The sequence below is a fragment of the Pseudoalteromonas galatheae genome, from assembly GCF_005886105.2.
GTDB lineage: Bacteria > Pseudomonadota > Gammaproteobacteria > Enterobacterales > Alteromonadaceae > Pseudoalteromonas > Pseudoalteromonas galatheae.
Map to the genome: position 1 here is coordinate 3,582,510 of NZ_PNCO02000001.1, position 22,230 is coordinate 3,604,739.

Genomic DNA, 22,230 nt, shown 5'->3' on the forward strand with positions numbered 1-22,230 from the left:
AAAGACGATGCACTAGTTGGTGCATCGCCTTTTTATTTCCTTGTTTTCTGTAATACCAATAAGACCTACGTTAGTTTGTGGCTGCTCTCCAACCTAGGCGCTCTGCTTCAGCGGCAGCAAATTGAGGTAAATCTGCGGCGATAAATTGTTTGTGGAGTATTTGCACACCAAGCAAATGATTGATCACGGCATCTAGTTGCACTTTGAGTGAATCATCGGCGTCTGGTGAATCATGTAACTCAAATAGCGCATTTACCGCTTCAAAGTCTAATAAACCTGCGGCTTCTACAGCTTGTCTAGATAAGTACTTATCAGCCAACACGCGCATTGCAGCCCACTTTTTCTCATCTGAGTGCGCTGGTGGTGCCATAAAAGCAAACTTTTCTCGTTCATACAGTACTTCTGGCAGCAGTCCTTTCATCGCTTCGCGTAACACGTATTTTTCTTTACGATCTTTAATGCGATATTGCGGGGGAATGGTAAAGGCAAACTCTGCGAGGTGATGATCTAAAAAGGCAGGCCTTGCCTCCATCGAATTGGCCATGTCGACCCTATCACCGCCCCAAGTTAATATTTGCCCTTCAAGCATGGTTTTAATCCATACATACTGGGCTTTGTCGAGTGGATGGCGGGACTCCAACATGGCATCATCTAAAGTCTCAGCGATTGCTTTGCCTGCGTCATAACCCGTGAGTATTTCTCTGTGTTCGGCGGCAACGAGTTGATGGGCAAAGTGACTGCATGACAGCCAAGGCTGCAAACAACTTGGTGTGAAACCAACCACCTCATCTAATGCTGCACTATCGTATTGCTCACGGGAAAGCATAGCCCCCTTAAACAACTTATTGCTGTCTTCCAGCATGGTTTGCCACTGAGCTTTTTCGGTGTCATCAAGTTCATCTAAGCCATATAAAAACAGGTCTTTTCTAAATGCGGGATAACCCGCAAAAAGCTCATCGGAGCCCTCTCCGGTCATCACAACTTTATAATTAGACTCGTTAACTTGCTGGCTCATCAAGTATTTCGCAACACCAAGCGTGTTATAAATGGTTCTTTCGGTATGCCATAAAGTTCGTTCAAAATGGCCATATAGCTCGTCACCGCTCAACGACATAATATGATGATCGGCCTTAGTGGCTTGTGCCATTTGTTTTGCAATCGGCGTTTCGTCGTACTCTGCGCTATCAAAGCCTATGGTAAAGGCTTTAATAGGTGCTTGTGCTGCGGCCGAAGACAGACCCAAAATAGCACATGAGTCTATGCCACCACTTAAGTAACACCCTACCGGAACGTCCGCCGTGAGTCTCAACTGCACCGCTTCAAGCAGCTGCTTGCGCACGCCATCAATGTAATATACTTCATCTTTGCTATTTAAATACGCTTGCGCCTTCGGAAAGTTAACATCCCAATAAGGTCTATCTTCGATGCTAAAACCTTGTTCACTTCTGGTGATACTAACAACATGTCCAGGTTTGATTTGATGTACATTCGCAAATGCCGTGCTGCCGGGAACCATGACTTGGATCAGTTGATGAAAGAGACCTTCACTTGAGAATCGGCGCTTAACTTTAGGATTGGCAAACAGCACTTTCAGTTCTGAGCCAAACACAATTTCGTCTTCTGTTTGGGTGTAGTACAAAGGTTTAATACCAAAGCGGTCTCTAACTAAGTGCAACGTATCGGTTTGTTGGTCATACAATGCAAACGCAAACTCACCGCGCAGATGCGTCAGCATCTCATCAAGGCCAAGCTGCTGATATAAGTGCATGGCAATTTCTGAGTCGCTTTTACTTTGGAACCTTGCCCCTTTTGCTACCAGCTCAGCTCGGATCCGCGCGTAATCGTAAAATTCGCCATTGTGCGCCAACATTAGGCGCTTATCAGAACTTATAAAGGGCTGTCGACCTCTTTGCTCGTCAAGGTCGATTATCGACAGTCTGGCGTGACTAAATCCCACGCCAGCTATTTGTTTATAGCCAAAACCATCGGGACCACGATGATGTTGAATGGCTGCCATGTTTACCAATAATTGATTATCTATTTGTGTTTGCGCTTGCGTTGAAAAAATACCAGCAATTCCGCACATAATATCTCCCTAAATCACATCCATCACAGTACTGGCGCGCTGCACCATACAGGTCAATAAGGCTTGGCGTAAAAAGACGGCACCACGTGCCTGACTAAAATACCAATTGTGTGGCGTGGCATCTAAACTGGTACACAGCTCTTCACCTCGAGCCAGCGGATGAAGCACTATCGCATCGGGCTTGAAGGGTGAGTCCGTGCTCAATTTAAACGACTTCCCATAGGTTTCGAAGCTTTCACCTACCCATGCAATGGAATTGATATACACCACATCAAGCTCAGGTAAAACAGCGTTCATGTCATGACCGATAGACACCTTTACTCCAGCTTCTTCAAGCTGCGCCAATTGCTCACTCGATACCGCATCTTCGACACTCTCGTCATAGAGCAGGAATATTTCGTCCACAATGCGCGGAAAGTGCGTAAACATTTTCAGCAAGCTACGCACCGTACGCATTTGGCTCGGCACGCCAATCACGCCAATTTTTATAGGGCTAAAAGCTTCACTGTCAGGGAGTAATAACGACGGCCGCCATTTGAAAATAGTGTAAAGGTCGGACATAGCTTGCGTTGGATGCTCATCAATGCCATTACCAGCGTTGATAATTGGAATGCGTAGGCTGTGGATCATCTCTTCAATAGATTCCACTGAGGTGTCACGTAAGACGACACAATCACCATAATTATTGAACATCTCGGCGACATCCTGCAGCGACTCCCCTTTCGCTATGCCCGTTGAGGAGCGATCGGTGATCGACATGATGTCGCCCCCTAAGCGGTGCCATGCACTTTCAAACGACAGCCGGGTGCGGGTACTGGGTTCATAAAACGCACTGATCAAAATTTTGCCACTGAGCGGCGAGCTGAACCTTGCTGGATTACTTTCATATTTCGCGGCGAGGCGGAATAACTGGATCAGCACGTCTCGGTCAAGATGGTCGACACTGATAATGTGCTTATTCTCCAAACAATGCAACCTGTCACCGTCTTCTTGTATCGCTCTGAGTAATGCTTTGGGATGTGCATCCCCGTAAACATCCGGCTGCGCTCGATTAAACTCTACTTGCTGCGCACTTACCATAACTGCCTCTTTTTATAATCAATAAGGAACATAACGACAAGGACAACAGGACATAAACAACTGAGCACTATGGCCAGCCAAATTAAACTAGAAAATGCGCCCAATGAGATCATACATCCTCCATTTTGCTTTGCGTGCCCAACGCTTGCCAATGGAATGATTGCTGACTAAAACGCCAAGCAATCACACAAATTAATAACGACACCGCACAAGAAACTAATGCGGCGACATAAAAACCAATATAAAAATACCCAATCAATCCAGATAGCGTGCCAAGTAACATAGCCCAGCCAGCGCTATTTCCCATCATTCGCGCAAAGTACAACCCAAATACGATAGGCCAAATGGTGCTGGCGACAAAGGCACCAGCAAAATTCAACAAGGCGCCCAAAGTGGCGATTTTCGGTAAACACAATAGCCAGGTCACTACGCCGAGCAGAACAATAATCCACTTAGCACTTTTTAAGCGTTCACTATCGCTCGCCTTTGGTTTGATGTATTGCAGATAAATATCTTGATTGATGAGATCTGACGTTGCAGCAAGCAAGGAGTCCAAACTCGATGCCAGCGCGGAGAACACTACAATGAACAGAATAATCGAGCCGGTATAGCCGAGTACTTGGCTTGCAACTAGGGGTCCTACCATATCGGCGCTAGCAGGATACAAGCCTAAACTCGGCGCTGCCAGCGCAATAAATCCAGTCACGATTGGGATCGGCAGCCACAGGAATCCCGCGATAAAATACGCCTTTTTGCCCACTCCACCTTTAAATGCAAACGCCCTTGACCACCATACGTTGCTGTGAAAAATTTCTCCTAAACCAAAAAAGATATTGTTGAACAAAAACATCACAGCGGCAGGGAAAAGCAGGTCGAGTAACTTGGGGTGGTCACTACTGAGTTTTTGGTGAATGGGTTCAAGCCCAACATTCATCGCCACGACAATGGCTATTCCTACGACGCCAGCCAAAATAATTATGGCCTGTAGAAAGTCCGTGGCGATCACCGCTTTTAGACCGCCAAAGAGCGTGTAGACCACACACATCAGGAGAATTATTGACATACCAAGGTGATAATCTAAGCCACTTAGGGTGTGTAGCAAAATGCCACCCGCCATGCCTAGGCTAACGAGCCAACTCATGGCATACACGAAAGAGATCAGCAAAAAGATCCACCAAGAGAAACGCCCAAACCGCAATCGTATAAAGTCGCCACTGGTGTAGCCGTGGGGCAGTAAAGTTTTGATGCGTTGGCTTAGCGGCGCAAATAGCAGCAATCCGAATGCGGCACAGGCGTAGCCTATCATGCCCCAAATACCAAACTGATAAGTGAGCTGTGGCGCAACTAAAGTGGTGTTACTGGTGACCCAAGTTGCCATCGCAGTGGCGCAAGCAAAGGCCAATCCGACATTTCTACCGGCCAGCGCAAACTCATTATGTGACTGCACGCGCCTGCCAATCCACCAACCAAAAAATACCCATAGCAAAGCAAACGCTAGGGCAAGACCGAGCGCCAATGAAGCATTTATCATACGCTTTCCTTATCGTGCGCTTGCTTATTGCCTACCACAATCACCCCTACAAGCAGCACAAATAAGCACAAGCCCAGTACAAACAGTGCAAGCGCCAGCGTTAACTGATGATGTTTAACTGTAAATGGGACCGACGTTTGTGCCGAGTTAGTAGAGGGATCAGCTAAGGTTGCGAGATAATCACCATCAGCCAAGCCACTAATGGTTACCGCTTGTTGAGTCGGCTGAAGCGAAAGGGAGAGGGAGTAAGGTTCTGAAAGATGTTGAATGGATAGCTGTGTTGATTGCTGTAGAGGGGGACCAGTACGCTCAATGTGTAGCGTTATAAACCCAGCAGTCACGACCTCATCGCTCACCCTCAACGAGGCGGCAAACCCATTAAAGCTCGCAGCAACTAAGACTAAGGTTACGACTCGGGCGATCCACATCCTCATAATCCCTAACTGCGGTTATCCAAGTCCGAATTCGCCGCAAGTTTTGCTATCCACATTATTCTAGTAGTAACAAAGACTAGCTTAAGGATCAAATTTGTCTAGTAAACCGCCAGCCAACTTCATCCTCACTTCACATTTATTCTTTTGTTTTTATTGCTCTTTTTTGAACACATTGCAACAATAAATTACTCCCAGCTTCGACATCATGCCAATGACTCCATTCGTCTGGCGCATGGCTAACGCCATTGAGTGATGGAATAAATATCAGTCCTGTGGGACACACTTCTGAAAAAAACTGACTATCGTGACCAGCGCCACTTGGCATGACCTGATAATTCAGCGATAAAGCCTCAGCCTGTTGACTAATAAACTCCACCATCTCTGGTGTACACTTCATTGGAGACAACCAACTTACCTGCTCATATTCAAACATTAAATGATGCTTTCGAGCGATGGCTGAAAGCGCTTTACGACAGGCAATTTCAAGGTTCTCCATCACCGTTTCGTCCATATCGCGTGCGACGATGGTGAAATCCACCTCTCCAGCAATCGTATGTGCGAAACCTGGCTTTAGTTCTGCCTTACCGACAGTGATCCTCGTGGTATCCGTTCCGTCCTCAGCAATAATTCTATCTAACTGGTAAGCAAAATCAGCCAGCCCCATAAAAGCGTCGCTGCGCATCTCCATAGGTGCCGTGCCTGCGTGATCGGCCTTCCCAATTAATTTGACTATCCATTTAAATACCCCAGAAATCCCCTCCACCACGCCAATTTGAATGCCTTTTTGATCAAGTACAGGGCCTTGCTCAATATGTAATTCAAAAAAACTATTTATTTGCTCTGGTTCCAGTCTCGCATTCAGCGCATCCATAGGTTCTAAACCTTGGGCACGCATAGCATCACTGAGCATACAGCCATCCGCATCATGGCTTGTGAGTAATTGATGTGGCGTTAACTTTCCGGTGAGCGCTTGAGCCCCTATCATACCGCCAAAGCGTCCCTCTTCTTCACTGGTGCCAATAACCCAAATCGGCCTCTCTAATTGCACATTGTGCTCTTTTAATACGCGGATACACTCAAATCCCGCAATGACGCCTAGGGTTCCATCAAACATGCCACCAGCAGGTACACTATCGAGATGAGAGCCAATGATCACAGCGGGTTTTGCTGCAATATCCGGGCTGGTCATTTCAATAATCACATTGCCAGCGCCATCCATGCGACTCACGAACCCTTCACTTTGTGCGCATTCCATCAGCCATTTACGCGCTGCAAAATCCTCATTGCTAAAACCTTGGCGATAAATTCCCTTATCTTCATGGTTATAACCGAACTCCGCGAGCGCAAATAGGGTAGACTTAAGACGTTCTAAATTTACTTGCATACTTTGCCCCTCAACGTTTCAGTCGCAGCACTTCCTTGAACCTGAGATGAGATCAGATTAGCTATTTCAAACACTGACGTCCGACTGGTGATCTCTTTGCTTTAGCTTAGTTGAAAATTCGCGAATTTCAGCCACTGTGGTATGCTTTTAATTACTGGCTTCAGATTAACAAAGTAGACTCTGGTCATCTCAATGCGCTGTCACTTCAGCACTCCCGGAATATGAGGATGCCTATGCGTAAAAAAATTCCCTTATTCAATCGTTGTTTTTGGCTGCATGTTGCTGGCATCGTGTTTGTTGGTCTCGGCTTTATCGGCATGGCACTGCCTGTTATGCCTACTACCATCTTTTTCATCCTCGCCCTTGCTTGCTTTACCCGTTCATCTCCTAAGCTAGAAAATTGGCTACTCACTCATCCAAAATTTGGCCCGAGTCTGGTTGCATGGCGGCAACATCAGGTCATCCCAATAAAAGGTAAGATTGGCGCGGCGATTGGCATGAGCGTTGGCTTACTAGCTTTGAGTTATAGTAGCGCACCTATTTGGGTGGTGTGGTCTGTCGCAATAACTGAGGCTGCCGTACTCAGCTATATTCTTACACGACCATCAGCCATCCCTGCCAATTCAAAATAGAAGCACTTATAACAAACAAAATAAAAACAACAAAAATACATATATAACTCACTATTTACATCGAGTACCTTTTTGAGGTATACAGTTTGTTCTTGTAAAAGAAACAATAACAAGTTGAGATACCATGAAAATAAAAATAACTTACCTAGCCACATTGCTAGGGTTACTACACGGCGCAGCAAATGCCCAACAGGAATACCCTCTATTTCCAGGCGATCCACTGGTAAACCAGCAATGGCACTTGAAAAATACAGGGCAAAATGCGTTCTCTGAGCGTGGTGGTGTTGCAGGAGAGGATCTTAACCTTAGCCTTACTCACGCCCTTGGAATTATGGGTACCGGGGTGACGACTGTGGTAATTGACGGTGGTGTCGAACTAACCCATCCAGATCTAATTGGCAACGTCAGACCTGGCTCATGGGACTTTCTCACTAACTCTCCTGATTTAAAACCAGCCAACAGTGGGGATAGCCACGGTACAGGCGTTGCTGGCATCATCGCTGCAAGTGCCTTTAACGGTATTGGAGGTCGCGGCGTAGCGCCAAGAGCAGGCCTAATTGGTTTTAACTATCTTAAAAACGGTAACATGGAAAACTGGTTACAGTCTCACGGTATGTACTCTGACGGTTTCAACAAAGCCTCTTTTGATTTTCCTCGGGTATTTAACCAAAGCTATGGCCGTACCCTTTCATCGCCGCAGACATTCAATTATGACTTTTCTCCTTGGTTACAAACTTATGAAGAAGCTCAAGAAGAGATCACTACCACAAGTCATAGTGGCCGCGGTGCAATATTCGTAAAATCTGCAGGTAATGGCTATCGAGTTCAAAGCTTTAACGCAAACGGACTTGGTTCTGGCTATTTATGGTTTGCAAATCGCAATCATGGCTTACCGATGCAAAACGTTAACTTAGAACGTATTGATACCAGCTATTGGAACTTAGTCGTCTCAGCCTACAATGCGGATGGTAAACTCTCATCGTATTCAACAGTAGGCTCTAGTGTGTTCGCCAGTGCACCAGGTGGCGAATATGGTTCAACAACACCTGCTATTATCTCAACAGATATTAGCGGCTGTGACTGGGGCAGAAACCCTGCGAACCTTCGCAATAGTTTACATGGCGGGCACCCGCTCGATCCAACCTGTGATTATAACGCGACTATGAATGGCACCTCTTCTGCGGCACCAAACACGACAGGGGCAATTGCGCTAATCATGTCTGCAAACCCCGCGTTAACGTGGCGTGATGTTAGACATATTTTAGCTTCAACCGCTCGCAAAATTGACCCAGACCACCCAGGTGTCACACTAACCTTTAACAATGTGGCTGGTGAAGCACAGCAATATGATGCGATCCCAGCATGGCAAACTAATGCGGCAGGGTATGACTTCCACACCTTCTATGGCTTCGGTGCCATCGATGTTGATGCGGCAGTAAATATGGCCCGCTTCTATAGTGCGGATCGAGGGAATTTCACGATTACACCTTGGCAGCAAGTTAATGCCAATGTCACCATTCCTGACGGTAGCCTTGCGGGTGCCGAAAGCTCGCTACAAATTGACAACGATGTCACCGTTGAAGCGGTACAGATCCGAGTGACCGGTGAGCATACCAGTACCCGTGACGTTGCAATTGAGCTTATTTCTCCGTCAGGCACTCGCAGTGTTTTAATGACACCAAGAACAGGTACCATTACCGGACGTAACGGCTTTAACGATATGCAAATGCTATCGCACCACTTCTATGGAGAGCCAGCACAAGGTCAGTGGACCATTCGGTTAATTGATACCCAAGGTGAGGACGAAGCTTTTATCTTTGATCCACGTAACGGCGATCCGGATATTCAAGCAGTGCATAGAAATAACGCACAAGATGGTGTATTAACCTCTTGGCAAATTCGTTTTATTGGTCATAACTAAGGAGAACCACTATGAAAGCATTCGTTTTAACTGCCTTACTACTTAGTGGCCAAGCACTTGCAGCTAGCGATGGATTAATTGAGTTAACCGAGGCTCCACAAGGTGCCGAGATAAACATCAATAACCAATCTTTTGTCTCACTCGAAGGGGACGGCACAACATTAGTGGCAGGGTTACAGCTACAATCACCTGCAACTGGCGAGGTTTACACTGTCACTGGTGAAATTATCGTTGAACATCTTACGATGATTAATGCTACTACTTTCGCTAGTGATAATAACCTGATATTAAGCTATGTCCGTGGTAACCGCGCAATCTACCGCCACGCCGACGCACAAACCGATCTAACCGCTTTAAATGCACAACTACGAGCGCAAGCTGGAGTGTTAAGTACTCAGATTGGCTTGCAGCTTGAAGGGCTAGAAAGTGAGTAATATCAGCGAATGAGAGGCCTAGCCTCTCATTTCCTTTAGACCTAAATACTAGACAAGCTACACCAAACTCACTCTGCCCGCCCCGAGCTACTCTTTTCTTATCAGTCTATTCAACATAGCTTAACAGCGAATCAATACCATGCTAGAGTACCCAAAAACGTTATAACATATCAAAAGGATTAATAATGAACACTGTAAATGGGGTAAGCCGTTTAAGTTTACTCTCTCTGGCACTCGCCGCCGCTTTTTCAGCACAGGCCAATAACGACACCCATATTGAAAAAATAGAAGTCGTGGCGGAGCGTCAAGCTTATCGGGGAGACTTTATCCATTTAGAAGCGCCCGAAGCGATGTTCGAGCTCGATGCCGAGCTCATAGAAAACATGGGGATCAATAGTTTAACGCAAGTGCTAGATATGTCGGCATCTGTGAGTAGGCAAAATAGTCTTGGGGGACTGTGGGATAGCTTTGCCATTCGCGGTTTTTTTGGTGATGAGAATGTACCAAGTGGCTACTTAGTCAATGGTTTCAATGCCGGACGTGGTTTTTCTGGACCTAGAGATGTGTCGGGTATTGAGCGCGTTGAAGTGTTAAAAGGGCCAAAAGCTGCACTATTCGGGCGTGGAGAGCCAGGTGGCGCCATCAACTTAATTACCAAAAAACCCATGTTCCAAACTTTTGGTGATGTGAAACTCACTTTGGGTAATCGCCAACATCAACGCTTAGAAGCGGATTTCAACACCACCTTATCTGAAAATACGGCCGCGAGGATCATCGGCTTTTATCAGCAAGAGGACAGCTTCAGAGATACCATTGAAACTGAAAAACAAGGAATAACCACGGCTTTGGTATTCGAGCAAAGCGATAGGTCAAAATGGCAATATGAACTTGAGTATGCAGAGCAAGAAATTCCATTTGACCGAGGTATCATTGCCCCGCAAGGTAACTTCGACTTTATGCCGATTGAGCGTTTTCTTGGTGAGCCAGGTGATGGCCCAACAACCACTATGGTGCACGGCCACCAGTTACAATGGCAATATAACATCGACGCACAGTGGCAGCTAAGCTCTGCATTAGCATTTAGACAGACCGAATTAGACAGTCTGTCGAGTGATGCTGACATCTCTCCCTCACGTCAAAAGCTGTATATCGACTTTAAAACCCTGACCCGCCAACATCGACAACGGGCTTATGACACCGAGCAATATGTTGCACGTTTTGAGCTCGCTGGAGACATCACTGTGGGTGATTTCAAACATAACCTCATAATGGGCGTGGATTACGACAGGTTTGACTTTGATCGGGACTACCGAGTTGCTAGAGCACCAGCCCTGAGCACTAATCCGAGTGACGCACAGCTTTATGCCATTAACATTCACAACCCTGTTTATGGTCAATATTCCCCTCCGACCCCTACTCCTGTCATTATTCGTCAACAAAATCAATGGGCAACTGGTGTCTACATCCAAGATCAAATCACTGTTACCGATGCAGTACAGGTGCGGATCGGTGGTCGTTTTGACTGGCTTAAACAAACTATTGATAACAAAATTAGTCAGCAATATGCTGAACAGTCTGAACAACACTTCAGTCCCCAGTTGGGTGTGGTTTACCGATTGGCAGATGAATGGTCTTTGTACACAACCTACGGTGAAGGATATCGCTTAAACTTTGGTACTGACTATCAAGGTGCTGCTTTCGACCCAAATCAAAGCGAATCAATCGAGTTCGGCAGCAAATGGACATTACTCGATAGTCAACTGGATATTACCCTAGCTTACTTTGATAGCCAGCAAACCAATATCATCGTTGCCGACATTCAAAACCCGGGATTTAGTGCAGCCATCGGGGAAGCAAGTAGCCAAGGGGTTGAGCTTGATGTTATCGGTCAGTTACCAGCTGATGTCACCGTTAATTTTTCCTACATGTATCTTGATGCGCAGGTAGATAAAGACTCCATTGATACTGGTTTAGGCGTAAGCTTAAAGAAAGGGGATGACCTGCTAAACATTCCGGAAAACTCGGCTAGCTTACAGCTAAGCCAGCAATATACACTATTTAACCGCCCACTCTCTGCAGGCTTTGGTGTGCAATACATTGATAAGCGACTTGGTCAGCGCGGAAGCGAATTTTACTTACCTTCGTACGTTACCTTTAACGCATTTGCGCAATACAATGTTAATGATAACTGGATAGTCTCAGGCAAGATACAAAATGCCTTTGACCGTGAGCATTTCACTAATTCGTATAGTCAAATGTGGGTTCAGCCTGGCGAGCCACGTAAAGTATTACTCTCTATGTCTTATCAATTCTAACCACCACACTCTTAAAAAAGTAATAGCAGTATGACTTACGTACTGCTCTTACTTTCGCCTATCACTTTTCGTGTACTACCGTGATACCGGTCGATGACGTAAAAAAACAAATCATTAACAATGAAAATAAAAGAAATAAATTCAATACCATAAAACTTTTATAGTAAAGAATAAGCTATTAAAAACAAGAAAAATCAAAACAATCATTTACAAAAAACAAACATAGATAGTATGTTATAACGTAAATTAAGGATAACCATTTAAGAGTAAAAAATGAGCGCTTTAACTAACCCCCTCAATCATGCTAATTGCATCGTCAGTACTTATCAGAAGATCAGCCAATTACCGAAACTTGAAATAACACCTGAAGTTATGGAGATGCTGCACCAGTTTTTGGGTTTGTTGTCTAATGAACATGGCAGCGAATTTACTGATGCGGTATTAGCGCAACAACAAATTCAAGCGATTAAACCCCGTGTCCAAACCTTATTTAGTCAAGCTTCGAGCATTTATGAAAGACACTGGGCATATTGCATTTCTAAAAGTATCGACCCAGTTCACACCCTAGAGCATGAATATCCCTATTTTAAGCACTATCAACGAGCCACAGCACTGGAAATTAACGCCGCTCACTCGCTAGCTACTGAACAAATCAACCGGGTATTAATGGTTGGCTCCGGCGCACTCCCTCTAACAAGCTTAGCTCTGCATAACGCCGAACTAGCCGTTGATAACCTAGATATTCATCAACAAGATCTATTACTTGGAAAGGAAGTTTGTGACGCACTCGCGCCGGCTCATCGTATGAACTTTATTCATAACGATATCTGTAAACAAGACGATCTCGCGTGCTATGACGTAATTTGGCTCGCCGCTTTAGTTGGCGATGAAAAAATTAAACGAAATATATTGCACCATCTTTTCGATAGTATGGCTGCGGGTAGCCTGTTGGTCATTCGCACAGCCTATAATTTACGTACCTTACTCTATCCAAGCGTAACCGAAAGCGACCTTGCTGGTTTTCAAGTTAAGCTAAAAATTCAGACATTTGCAGATAACTTCCACTCGATTTTAATTGCTCAAAAGCCATACGCGGAGTCCTAACGCTTATGTTTACTTACTATTTCAAACTGAGCTCGGAATATCGTTGGATGCTTGTCGCTGCATTCTTCTTTAATCTGGGGTTTTATATGTTGATCCCCTTTTTGGCAGGCTACTTAAAACAAGATTTACTGCTCAGTGCAACTTTAGTTGGAGTCGTATTAGGAGTGCGCTCTTTTTGTCAGCAAGGACTATTTCTCATCGGTGGGTTACTCGCCGATCTGTTTGGCACCAAGACACTCATCATGATGGGCTGTGTGCTCCGCGCAATTGGGTTTGTGCTGTTTTTATTCGCGGATATCATACCTCTGCTATTTTTTGCGGCCTTTCTTACAGGATTTGCTGGAGCACTTTTTACCCCAGCAGCACAAGCGTATTTTGCCAAACAGGAGATCTTAAGCCGTGCACAAATGTTCTCTCTGGTGGCTGTAGCGAGAAACGGCGGAGAGCTACTAGGTCCAGTGTGTGGATTGATGTTGCTCAACGTCAACTTCGCAGCGCTATGTTTAGTCTCCGCCATCCCCTTTGTGATCTTTGCGATTATATTTGCTTTCTTATTGCCAGCCTCTCAACAACGCAAAACTCAACCAGACGCTCAAGCAAAAATGTCTCCTTCTAAAAGTATTATCAGTACCGTGTTTTCAAACCGTGAATTTTTACTTTTCTGCGCTGTAATGACTGGCTACTTCATGTTAATTAATCAGATTTCGTTTGCCATTCCGATACATATTACAAGCCAAGATGGTGAGCCAAAGGATGTCGCTTGGGTGCTCACATTGTGCGCCTTAGTCTCTATTTGTTTGCAGTTTTTTATAACGAGACTTTGCGAACGCTGGCTACATCCAAATCAATGGATCAGCATAGGAATTGCGTTGATGGGACTGGCATTTGTGACGCTAATTCCCGATTGGCCTTACAACTACGGCGTACTTTATTATCTTCCATTAAGTATGTTAGCCATTGTTTTTACCCTCGGCACTATGATCAGCTTTCCATTTATCATGAGTCAAATCTCTGAACTTGCGAATAATCACGCGGTAGCAACGCATTTCGGATTCTTCTATCTTTTTGCAGGTATTGGATTGGTCGTAGGTAGCAGTGCAATTGGAGCAGCCTTTGATTATTCCAATCAAGATAATCACTTAGCATGGTACAGCCTAACCACCATTGGGCTTTTCACCGCAGTCATAAATTCAATATTACTCCCATCGAATCGGTCTGCAGAGGAGCAACACTCTGCCAATCCATTAATTTCTAGTGTAAGGAAAAACTCATGATCCAACTTACTCAGCAACAGCAACGCGCTTATATGTCGGACTATTTGGAAAACGGTTGGCGTAAAGAAAAAATGTCATTTAGTTCTGTGGTCGTCGCACCTGGCTATATTGAAGGTAAAGTCGACGTTGAGCAATTTCAAATGCCTGGCGATGGTCGCTTTCACTTCAGTGCCCAAAGCGCCATGATCTGGATATCTCAGATAGGCATAATCTACGGTTGTTGGGATAACCAATTGAGCGAAAAAGTCGGTGAGGTCTATTTAAGAGATTTAGATATCAAATTCAAAAAAACGATCAACTCCACGCGTGCAGTTCGATTTGAAGCTTTTTTTCCTAACCACTGTAAAAAACGACTTTCAAACGACCTTGTTTACTATAAAAACGCGCAAATCTGTGTTGATGGTGGTGCATTTACGGGTTCCGCGAGCTTTTTAGTGCCAACAAACTAAAGATGTTTCTATTTATTGAACAATTGATATGTTATAACTAATCAAATTTTAAATCGAATACTGTGCAGGTGTAGTACTTCGAGAATTACGTAGATTTACACTAAGCACAGTATCTTTGAAGGATTATTTCATGCTTGAAGCCATTAATTTAGATAAATCTTTTGCAGATAAAAAAGTGCTCAACGATCTGAGCTTTGTTGTGCAATCAGGGGAAATCATGTGTTTACTTGGCGCTAACGGAGCCGGAAAAAGCACTACACTCAATGTCTTCTTAAATTTCTTACAACCAGACAGCGGCAAAGCATTGATTGACGGACTTGACGTCCATCGTGATGCAAATACCAAAGATAAATTGGTGTATTTGCCTGAGCAGGTCAATTTGTATCAAGAGTTTAACGCCATTGATAACTTAAAATACTTAGCAAGCCTATCCGGGCTGTCGGTTACCACTGAGCAGATCCACGCAGCATTAGATGAAACTGGACTTGAACAAAACGCTAGACAGCAATCGTTAAAAAGTTACTCAAAGGGCATGCGCCAGAAAGTAGGGATCGCGTTCGCAATTATTCGTGAAGCAAAAGTCTTACTTTTAGATGAGCCAACATCTGGCTTAGATCCAAGTGCGACTCTAGAGTTTATTCGCATTATTCAGCAATTAGCCGACAAAGGCGCGGCGATTTTAATGGTCACGCACGACTTTTACTGCGCGCATACCTTAGCAGACAAAATCGGCATTATGGACAAAGGCACGCTACTGACACTGATAGAAAACAAAAACTTGCCACTCGCTTCATTAGAGCAGAAATATCATGAGCTGATCTCAGGTAAGACCCCAATAAAAAAAGTCAGCTGATACAACTTTCTTATCGCTCAGGTTCACAGCGTCAATACAGGAAATATATTTGCATGATCAATAGCAAAACGATAAAAATATTCCGCCATGAGTTAGCCAGTAAACGCAAAAGCCCAGTCTTGTGGCTGCTTTTCATCATGATACAACTGTTGCTCGCCATTGCATTATTTACGGGTTACCAGCAATATCAACACAGCACTCAGACTCAACAAAATGCCCAAGCCTTGGTAGAGCAACAATGGCAAGCGCAACCCGATAGGCACCCACACCGCGTCGCCCACTTTGGGCATTTCGCCTTTCGCCCCCCAAGTGCACTGAGCTTTTTTGACCTTGGTATTAATACTTGGGTTGGCGATAGTATTTTCTTGGAGGCACATAAGCAAAACAGTGCTAACTTTACGGATGACTTAGATGGCGGCACACTGCTGCGTTTCTCAGAATTAAGCACGGCCAATATCTTGCTAACAATCTGGCCATTGCTAATTGTTGCGCTTGGATTTGCCAGTATCAGTGGCGAGAAAAACAGTGGTACGTTAAGACAACTGATGTCGATGGGCGTCTCATTTCGCGATTTAATCATCGGAAAATCTCTCAGCTATCTACTATTGTCAGTTATTTTCATCATCCCCGCTTTTGCTTTTGCCCTTGTACTAGCGTTAAGCTCGGGAGCAGATCTCACCACAGAAAGCCCTTTAAGATTAGCTTTGTTGTTTGGTATTTATTTACTGTATTGCTTATTTTGGACTGGTTTAACACTTTTTGTGTCGTCTGTGGTAAAAGCGCCAAAACAGTCGCTCGTATTACTGACTTCTATTTGGTTTATTTTAACGATTTTAATGCCTCGTGTTTTAGCTGAGTTTGCTCACAACCAGCACCCACATCAAAAACGCAATGACTTTGAGCTCGCAGTTAAACTAGATAACCGCAAAGTAGGCAACAGTCATAATCCAAATGATCCGTATTTTAATCAGTTCAGGGAGCAAACCTTAAAGCAATACGGCGTTGACAAGGTTGAAGACTTACCTATCAACTATCGTGGACTGGTGATGCAAGAGGGTGAACGCTTAAACGCCCAAATTTACCGCAAACACTACGACCAACAAATAGCCCAATTTGATGCACAACAAGCCTTCATTAGTAAATTTTATTGGTTAAATCCGTATTTATTTGTGCGCGACTTTTCTATGGCATTAACGCGAACCGATACCAAACACTTTTTAGATTTTGAACAACAAGCCGAAGCACACCGCTATGCGCGTATTCAAAAATTAAACGAGCTGCATACCCATCAGGTTAATCACCATAACGACCGAGCACAACGGATCGACAAGTCATATTGGCAGGAGTTTGAGCCATTTAGCTACAGCGCTCCCAACTTACAATGGTCGCTTCGTGATTTCAGCTGGACATGGCTGCTGCCAACCTTCGCCGTGCTGATTATTTTTCTTAGTTTAAATTCACCCCTCATGCAAAGGAGAGTTTATGCTTCAGTTTAAGCTTGAATGCAAACGGTTGTTCTCTGGCACAGTCAACAAGCTGGTACTTGCCTTGTTTCTTATCTCAGGCTTGGTTGCTATTTATCAAGGAGCACAAGGCTATAAATCACAGCGTGTCGATCAATATAAATCTACGGTGGTTTTTCAAAAGGAGCGTGAATATGTTGCCAACCGCGAGACCTTACCTGAGCCTGGCTCTATCGCCTACTATGCCAGCGCCCCCACTCAGTGGCAGCTTAGCCCGTGGGCCGCGTTATTTGTTGGCGAAAGCCAACATTCAATGGTTGCTACAAAAATCAAGGCATTGGCGCTACAGGGTCAAATTTTTAACCGCGAAATCGTCAATCCGTCGCAACAACGCACCGGTGGACTAGATTTAGGTTTCGTACTTGTCTATTTACTGCCAATCGTGATTGGAATTGTCACCGTGACACTCATCTCAGATGAGCAACATGCAGGAAGGTGGCGGTTATTAAGTGCGCTACCAATTCGCGCCTACTTTCAAGTTTATAAACAACTCGGGCTGCGCTTTGCGGTGATCTGGTTGTTGACCGCAGTGTTACTCATCAGTGCTGCAGCGCTACTATCTTTACCATTTGATGGAACGTTTTGGTTGGTGTGTGCCGCAATCACACTTTATATGCTATTTTGGTTTTCTCTTGCAGGTTTGATCATGAGTTTGGGGAAAAGTAGCGTAGTAAATAGTTTAGCGTATCTGAGTAGCTGGGTTATTTTTGCAATCCTTATTCCAGGCGCGATCCACCTTTATCTATCAAACAGCTACCAAACGAATACACCTCTTGAAATCAGCCTCAAGCAGCGCTTAATAATGAATGATGGATGGGATCAAAATCAACAAGCTGCGCTTGATGAGTTCTTAAGCCATGAACCACAATGGCAAAGCACCTCACCACTTGGTGATACATTCGATTGGAAATGGTATTTCGCTCAGCAACATTTAAGTGACATAGCAGTTGATGAGCAATGGCAAGGTTATTTGCAAAACAGAGCGCTCAGACATCAACAGCTACAGAAACTCAGCTGGCTTTCTCCAGCCTTAATGCTGCAATTTGGGCTTAACCAATTAGCTCACACCAGCTCTTATCATCAAACAGAATATTTTAAAGAAATAGCACACTACCACCAGCAGATCCGCCATTTCTTTTATGATTTCATGTTTTTTGATAAAGCGGTAACGAAAGAGGATATTCTCAACTTTCCACTTTACAAAAATCAGCCACAAACGCCAAGCCAAAGCTTTTCGTCACTCCTTTTTGCTACGCTCTTGGTGTTTGGACTAGCCATCTTCGCAGCGCGAAGACTCACTAAATTGAAGCCGATTTAAATAACCTGAGCAGTGGATTACTAATCCTTTGCTAGCAACTGGAAATATTAATATACCGAGGCGTCACAAATTGAATGATACTTCGTTTTGTGACGCTTTTTTGTACTTAGACAAACGCTTTAAATGCATCATCCAGCGGAGTATGCGCGATATGATTCACGTAATTACTCATCACTTTTTGACTTAGCGCTAAGATAATTTCCAGCAGATTTTGTTTAGTATAACCTGCGGCAAAAAACGCTTTAGTTTGTGCATCACTCAATTTGCCACGTTCACGTAACATTTCAAGTGTTGTAGCACGCAGTACTTCTAGCTTTTCATCGCCCAGTGGTGCTTGCTCACGCAGCGCTTTGACCAATTCATCACTCACTTTCATTGACTTAGCGATAGCGGAGTGAGCAGGCACACAATAGTGACATTCATGTTCTACATTAATCGCTTGCCATACCACAGTTTTTTCATCGTTATTAAACGAGCTATTTAAAAATGCTTCGTGTAACACTTGATAACCATGTAGATGCTCAGGCGACTCAGCCATCACGCCATGAAGGTTTGGAATACGGCCAAACGCTTGCTGGGACTTCTCGAGTAATGGTTTACCTTTTTGCGGTGCAGATTCTACGGTATGGATTGTAAAGTCAGTCATCAGTTGCTCCTTTTGGTGCATTTTGTATTGGTATAACCTGAGATCTAACTAACCTCAGGTTAACTACTCATTGAGTACTAGACTAACCTTACTTGAATGATCATTCAAATAATTATTCGCTATAGTAAACACAATAACTGTCTAAATTAGTATGAAATATAATTCGCTACTGACTGGTCGGGTCAAGCCAGCAGCATTGGGATCAAAAGTAAATTTTGTTCTCAGCGTAGTCGATAACTAGCTTGTCATCGTTAAAGTTACTTAAACCAAGTAGGATAAATGGCTCATCTTTGTATCCAAGCACCTCAAATACTGGCATATCTGACAAGTGGCTTTCAGTATTGATGATTTCCTTACCACCTAAGCTAAAGCGCAGTGATTCTATGGCGACCTTTTTGTTTTCTATATTATTTAGACCTCGGCCGATATCTTCTTTACCAAGCGTCAAAGATAGCTTATTTGCCAAGTGTGAGTTGATGTAATTAGTTGGCGCGCCGGTATCTAGTAACGCATCCACCCGTTCACCATTAAAACTTGCAGTGAGTTTGATAAAGTCGTCGTCTATTGTAAAGCGTGCACTTTCTAGACCTTGTGTCACACTACTTGGACAAGCCTCTTGATACAAGCTAAACGCATTATTTTTAAAATCAAACACATTACAATATTGCGACATATATCCATGCCCCAAAATGCCAGGTAAGACGCCTTCGACCTCTAAGCGGTTCATATCTTGAAATACATACGGTAGCGATTCAATCGCAAAGTGCCCGACACTCGTGTGCTCTATCTTTGTCAATTCCAGCTCTGAATTACCATTGGCTCCTTGCACTTTCATTGTGCTGATTTTATCTTCTGGCAAAGCAAGTGCGGCTTTTAAATGAGAGGGTAAAACCCCCAAGTTCGCAGCACTGTCTAAAATCATAGGATGCGTGATCTGATGATTAAGCGCTGTCATTACATAGGCATGACCTTTCTCGGTATACTTCATCGGTAAGGTTAGTGACTCAGGTTTGGTAGACGCGGTGATGCCACAGCCAACGGTAGTACATGCTAATACTGATAAAATAATTGCTCTCATAATCTTGCTCTCACACTGTTGATGTTTTTGTTGAGCTAACTATGCCGAGCAATTGTCAAGCAATTATCAAGTTAGTCGAGAAAACCTCAGCGTGAAGCTCGCTCCTTGATTTTCAGTGCTATTGGCAGTCAAGGTCGCCCCCATCAACTCAGCAAGTTGACGACAAATTGGTAAGCCGAGCCCTAAACTAGATGTGTCATGGCGTGACGCCTGCACTCGATAAAAGCGTTCAAATATTTGTGTTAATTGAGTAGGAGACATACCCTGACCGCGATCAGTCACCGTGATAACCAGTTCATTGTCTTGATAATGTAGGTGTAGCATTACAATGCCGCCATCAGCGCCGTATTTAAACGCATTATCGAGTAGATTCACCACTATCTGCCTAACTCTTCCTGCATCGAGCGTCACGATTACGCCCGCTTGAATATCTGCTGTCAACGCCACACCTTGCTCCTGTGCCTGCGCTTGATAACGCACCAAAAGCGCACTCATCAACTCAGAAACATTCACCTGTGCAGGTGACAAAGTCAGTTGCTTTGACTCGGTTAACGATAACAAGCACAAGTCATCGATGATACGGTTGACGTTGTGAAGGTCTTGGGCGATCACCGCCAGCTGAGCCTTGTCCATCGGCAAGATGCCGTCTTCCATCGCTTCTAAGCGTGAGCGAATACCGTTAAGTGGGGTCCTAAGCTCATGAGATAAGTCGGAGTTCATTTGCTTATATTGCTGGTGTAACCCTTGTAACCAAGCCGCAAGATTATTGAAGCTGCTAATGATTTCACCCACTTCATCATGGCGCTTAAGCGCTAAGCGGGTATCTAACTCGCCCGACTCTATCGCCTTAAAGCTACGTTTAAGCTGTTTAAGTGGCGACAAAAAGTACCACGAGCCCAGCCATGCAAGTAACGCAGCAATAATTGATAAAATGACCAAAGTAAGCATAAAATCGTCCAGCATAGCTTGCTGTAGCGCTTCTTTTTCAAACGACCTATTTAGCAGTACCTTGGGGAGCCAAAATAATTCTTCATTCTGCGCCAGTTCATGTTGCACTTCATTAAATTGCACCACAAAAGCTGCAACACCAGAATGATGGATAGAAAATTGATGACCGGATTTGACCTGCTCGTAATCTATAGTGAGATCGGGGTTGAGGATCTTTATATCCGCTGTTGAGTTAGCATCTCGCCAAATAAACAGTTGCTCGGGAAATGTCGATGCTAAAAACGTCAACGTCGCTTCTGGGTTTACAAAGGTTTTGTCAGCCAATGCAGCTTCCACTAAGTCATCATCAAGCAACGTATGCCCTAATATCACTGCACTTTGCTTATTGAACGCTAAAAAGGTGCGCTCGGCTGAGTTTTTAGATAGTTGATAGAAGCTCCCGAGTAGCGCAAAGGTACAAAGCGCCACAAGTAAGGTAAACTTGGTTTTTAGCTTCATGAAGACACCTTACGCGCGATAAATTGATAGCCTTGCCCGTAACGAGTGGCGATAAACTTGGGCTCAGCCTTACTGTCACCTAGTTTTTTACGAAGGTTTGCTAAGTGAGTATCGACTGCCCGATCCGTAATAGGCGCATCACTTCCCCATACTTGTTCAATTAATTGCGCCCGGCTAAATACTTGATGAGGTTGTTTGGCCATGGTGAGTAGTAACTCAAACTCTACCGCCGTCAACGCAGGAGTATGCTTTGCCACAGTGACGGATTTGCTCTCTAAGTTAATGCTCAAGCCATCAAATAGCAAAGCGGCACTTTGCTGTCCTCGGTAGCTGCGCTTACATAGCGCTTTTGCTCGGGAGATGACCTCTCTCGGGCTATAAGGCTTACACACATAGTCGTCCGCACCAAATTCAAACCCCTCAAGGCGGTCGGTTTCAGACACTTTGGCGGTCACCATAATGGTAGGAATGTTGCGCATAACGGCTTCTTTAAGTAGCTCACGGCCATCGCCTCCTGGGAGCATAACATCCAAAATCGCAAGCTCAAATGTGAGGTTTTGTAAGGCTCGATGAGCATCAGGGGCGTTATCGAAATGGACAACCTGCATATTCGCTTGTGCCAGATATAAACTTAAAATCTCGGCACTGCTAGAGTCATCTTCTACATATAAAACAGTATATTGGTCAGACATGGGAAAGTACTTTTTGTACTGATTGTAATT

General features: G+C 44.4%; 19 protein-coding genes. 10 read left to right on the forward strand and 9 right to left on the reverse strand.

Annotated features, from left to right (window positions below; all coding sequences use genetic code 11):
- Window positions 1-70 precede the first annotated feature (70 nt).
- The 5 genes from asnB to CWC29_RS15995 form a co-directional block, all read right to left on the reverse strand.
- Window positions 71-2,086, reverse strand: a complete 2,016-nt coding sequence (gene asnB / locus CWC29_RS15975; RefSeq protein ID WP_138522454.1) for an asparagine synthase (glutamine-hydrolyzing) — start codon at window positions 2,084-2,086, stop codon at window positions 71-73.
- 9 nt (window positions 2,087-2,095) lie between these two features.
- Window positions 2,096-3,166: an aspartate/ornithine carbamoyltransferase family protein gene (locus CWC29_RS15980; RefSeq protein ID WP_138522456.1), complete on the reverse strand. Its 1,071-nt coding sequence runs from the start codon at window positions 3,164-3,166 to the stop codon at window positions 2,096-2,098.
- Between the two features lie 109 nt (window positions 3,167-3,275).
- Window positions 3,276-4,697, reverse strand: coding sequence for a sodium:solute symporter family protein (locus CWC29_RS15985; protein WP_138522458.1), 1,422 nt, complete (start codon window positions 4,695-4,697; stop codon window positions 3,276-3,278).
- Window positions 4,694-5,125 carry a hypothetical protein gene (locus CWC29_RS15990; protein ID WP_138522460.1) on the reverse strand — a complete coding sequence of 144 codons (432 nt, stop codon included), beginning with the start codon at window positions 5,123-5,125 and terminating at the stop codon, window positions 4,694-4,696. The genes CWC29_RS15985 and CWC29_RS15990 overlap by 4 nt, the downstream gene beginning before the upstream one ends.
- 142 nt (window positions 5,126-5,267) lie before the next feature.
- The gene (locus CWC29_RS15995) at window positions 5,268-6,515 is read right to left on the reverse strand and encodes a Zn-dependent hydrolase (protein ID WP_128727287.1); all 1,248 of its coding nucleotides are present in this window, start codon (window positions 6,513-6,515) and stop codon (window positions 5,268-5,270) included.
- Window positions 6,516-6,748: 233 nt separating this feature from the next.
- On the opposite strand from CWC29_RS15995, the gene CWC29_RS16000 reads away from it, so the two are divergent.
- The 10 genes from CWC29_RS16000 to CWC29_RS16045 all read left to right on the forward strand — a co-directional run bounded on the left by CWC29_RS16000 (window position 6,749) and on the right by CWC29_RS16045 (window position 18,338).
- On the forward strand, window positions 6,749-7,147 hold the full coding sequence (locus CWC29_RS16000; protein ID WP_128727286.1) for a YbaN family protein: 399 nt from the start codon (window positions 6,749-6,751) through the stop codon (window positions 7,145-7,147).
- Window positions 7,148-7,271: 124 nt separating this feature from the next.
- Window positions 7,272-9,068 carry a S8 family serine peptidase gene (locus tag CWC29_RS16005; protein WP_138522462.1) on the forward strand — a complete coding sequence of 599 codons (1,797 nt, stop codon included), beginning with the start codon at window positions 7,272-7,274 and terminating at the stop codon, window positions 9,066-9,068.
- Window positions 9,069-9,079: 11 nt separating this feature from the next.
- Entirely contained in the window at window positions 9,080-9,502 is a 423-nt protein-coding gene (locus tag CWC29_RS16010; protein WP_128727284.1) for a hypothetical protein, read from the forward strand.
- A 185-nt stretch (window positions 9,503-9,687) separates the two neighbouring features.
- Complete coding sequence (locus CWC29_RS16015) at window positions 9,688-11,817, forward strand: TonB-dependent siderophore receptor (protein WP_128727283.1); 2,130 nt, start codon at window positions 9,688-9,690, stop codon at window positions 11,815-11,817.
- 273 nt (window positions 11,818-12,090) lie between these two features.
- Entirely contained in the window at window positions 12,091-12,921 is an 831-nt protein-coding gene (locus CWC29_RS16020; RefSeq protein WP_128727282.1) for a nicotianamine synthase family protein, read from the forward strand.
- A 5-nt stretch (window positions 12,922-12,926) separates the two neighbouring features.
- Window positions 12,927-14,195 carry an MDR family MFS transporter gene (locus tag CWC29_RS16025; RefSeq protein ID WP_235956594.1) on the forward strand — a complete coding sequence of 423 codons (1,269 nt, stop codon included), beginning with the start codon at window positions 12,927-12,929 and terminating at the stop codon, window positions 14,193-14,195.
- Entirely contained in the window at window positions 14,192-14,644 is a 453-nt protein-coding gene (locus CWC29_RS16030; protein ID WP_128727281.1) for a hypothetical protein, read from the forward strand. The genes CWC29_RS16025 and CWC29_RS16030 overlap by 4 nt, the downstream gene beginning before the upstream one ends.
- 130 nt (window positions 14,645-14,774) lie before the next feature.
- On the forward strand, window positions 14,775-15,497 hold the full coding sequence (locus CWC29_RS16035; protein ID WP_128727280.1) for an ABC transporter ATP-binding protein: 723 nt from the start codon (window positions 14,775-14,777) through the stop codon (window positions 15,495-15,497).
- Between the two features lie 53 nt (window positions 15,498-15,550).
- Window positions 15,551-16,993, forward strand: a complete 1,443-nt coding sequence (locus tag CWC29_RS16040; RefSeq protein ID WP_128727279.1) for a DUF3526 domain-containing protein — start codon at window positions 15,551-15,553, stop codon at window positions 16,991-16,993.
- Window positions 16,980-18,338 carry a DUF3526 domain-containing protein gene (locus tag CWC29_RS16045; RefSeq protein WP_138522464.1) on the forward strand — a complete coding sequence of 453 codons (1,359 nt, stop codon included), beginning with the start codon at window positions 16,980-16,982 and terminating at the stop codon, window positions 18,336-18,338. Before CWC29_RS16040 ends, CWC29_RS16045 begins: the two co-directional genes overlap by 14 nt.
- 106 nt (window positions 18,339-18,444) lie before the next feature.
- Here the strand turns inward: CWC29_RS16045 and CWC29_RS16050 are convergent, their stop codons facing one another.
- From CWC29_RS16050 to CWC29_RS16065, 4 genes are all read right to left on the reverse strand, one after another.
- Window positions 18,445-18,984 carry a carboxymuconolactone decarboxylase family protein gene (locus tag CWC29_RS16050; RefSeq protein ID WP_138522466.1) on the reverse strand — a complete coding sequence of 180 codons (540 nt, stop codon included), beginning with the start codon at window positions 18,982-18,984 and terminating at the stop codon, window positions 18,445-18,447.
- A 202-nt stretch (window positions 18,985-19,186) separates the two neighbouring features.
- Window positions 19,187-20,062, reverse strand: coding sequence for a retropepsin-like aspartic protease (locus tag CWC29_RS16055; RefSeq protein ID WP_128727276.1), 876 nt, complete (start codon window positions 20,060-20,062; stop codon window positions 19,187-19,189).
- Window positions 20,063-20,128: 66 nt separating this feature from the next.
- Complete coding sequence (locus tag CWC29_RS16060) at window positions 20,129-21,508, reverse strand: sensor histidine kinase (RefSeq protein ID WP_138522468.1); 1,380 nt, start codon at window positions 21,506-21,508, stop codon at window positions 20,129-20,131.
- Entirely contained in the window at window positions 21,505-22,200 is a 696-nt protein-coding gene (locus CWC29_RS16065; RefSeq protein ID WP_128727274.1) for a response regulator transcription factor, read from the reverse strand. The genes CWC29_RS16060 and CWC29_RS16065 overlap by 4 nt, the downstream gene beginning before the upstream one ends.
- Between the last annotated feature and the right edge of the window lie 30 nt (window positions 22,201-22,230).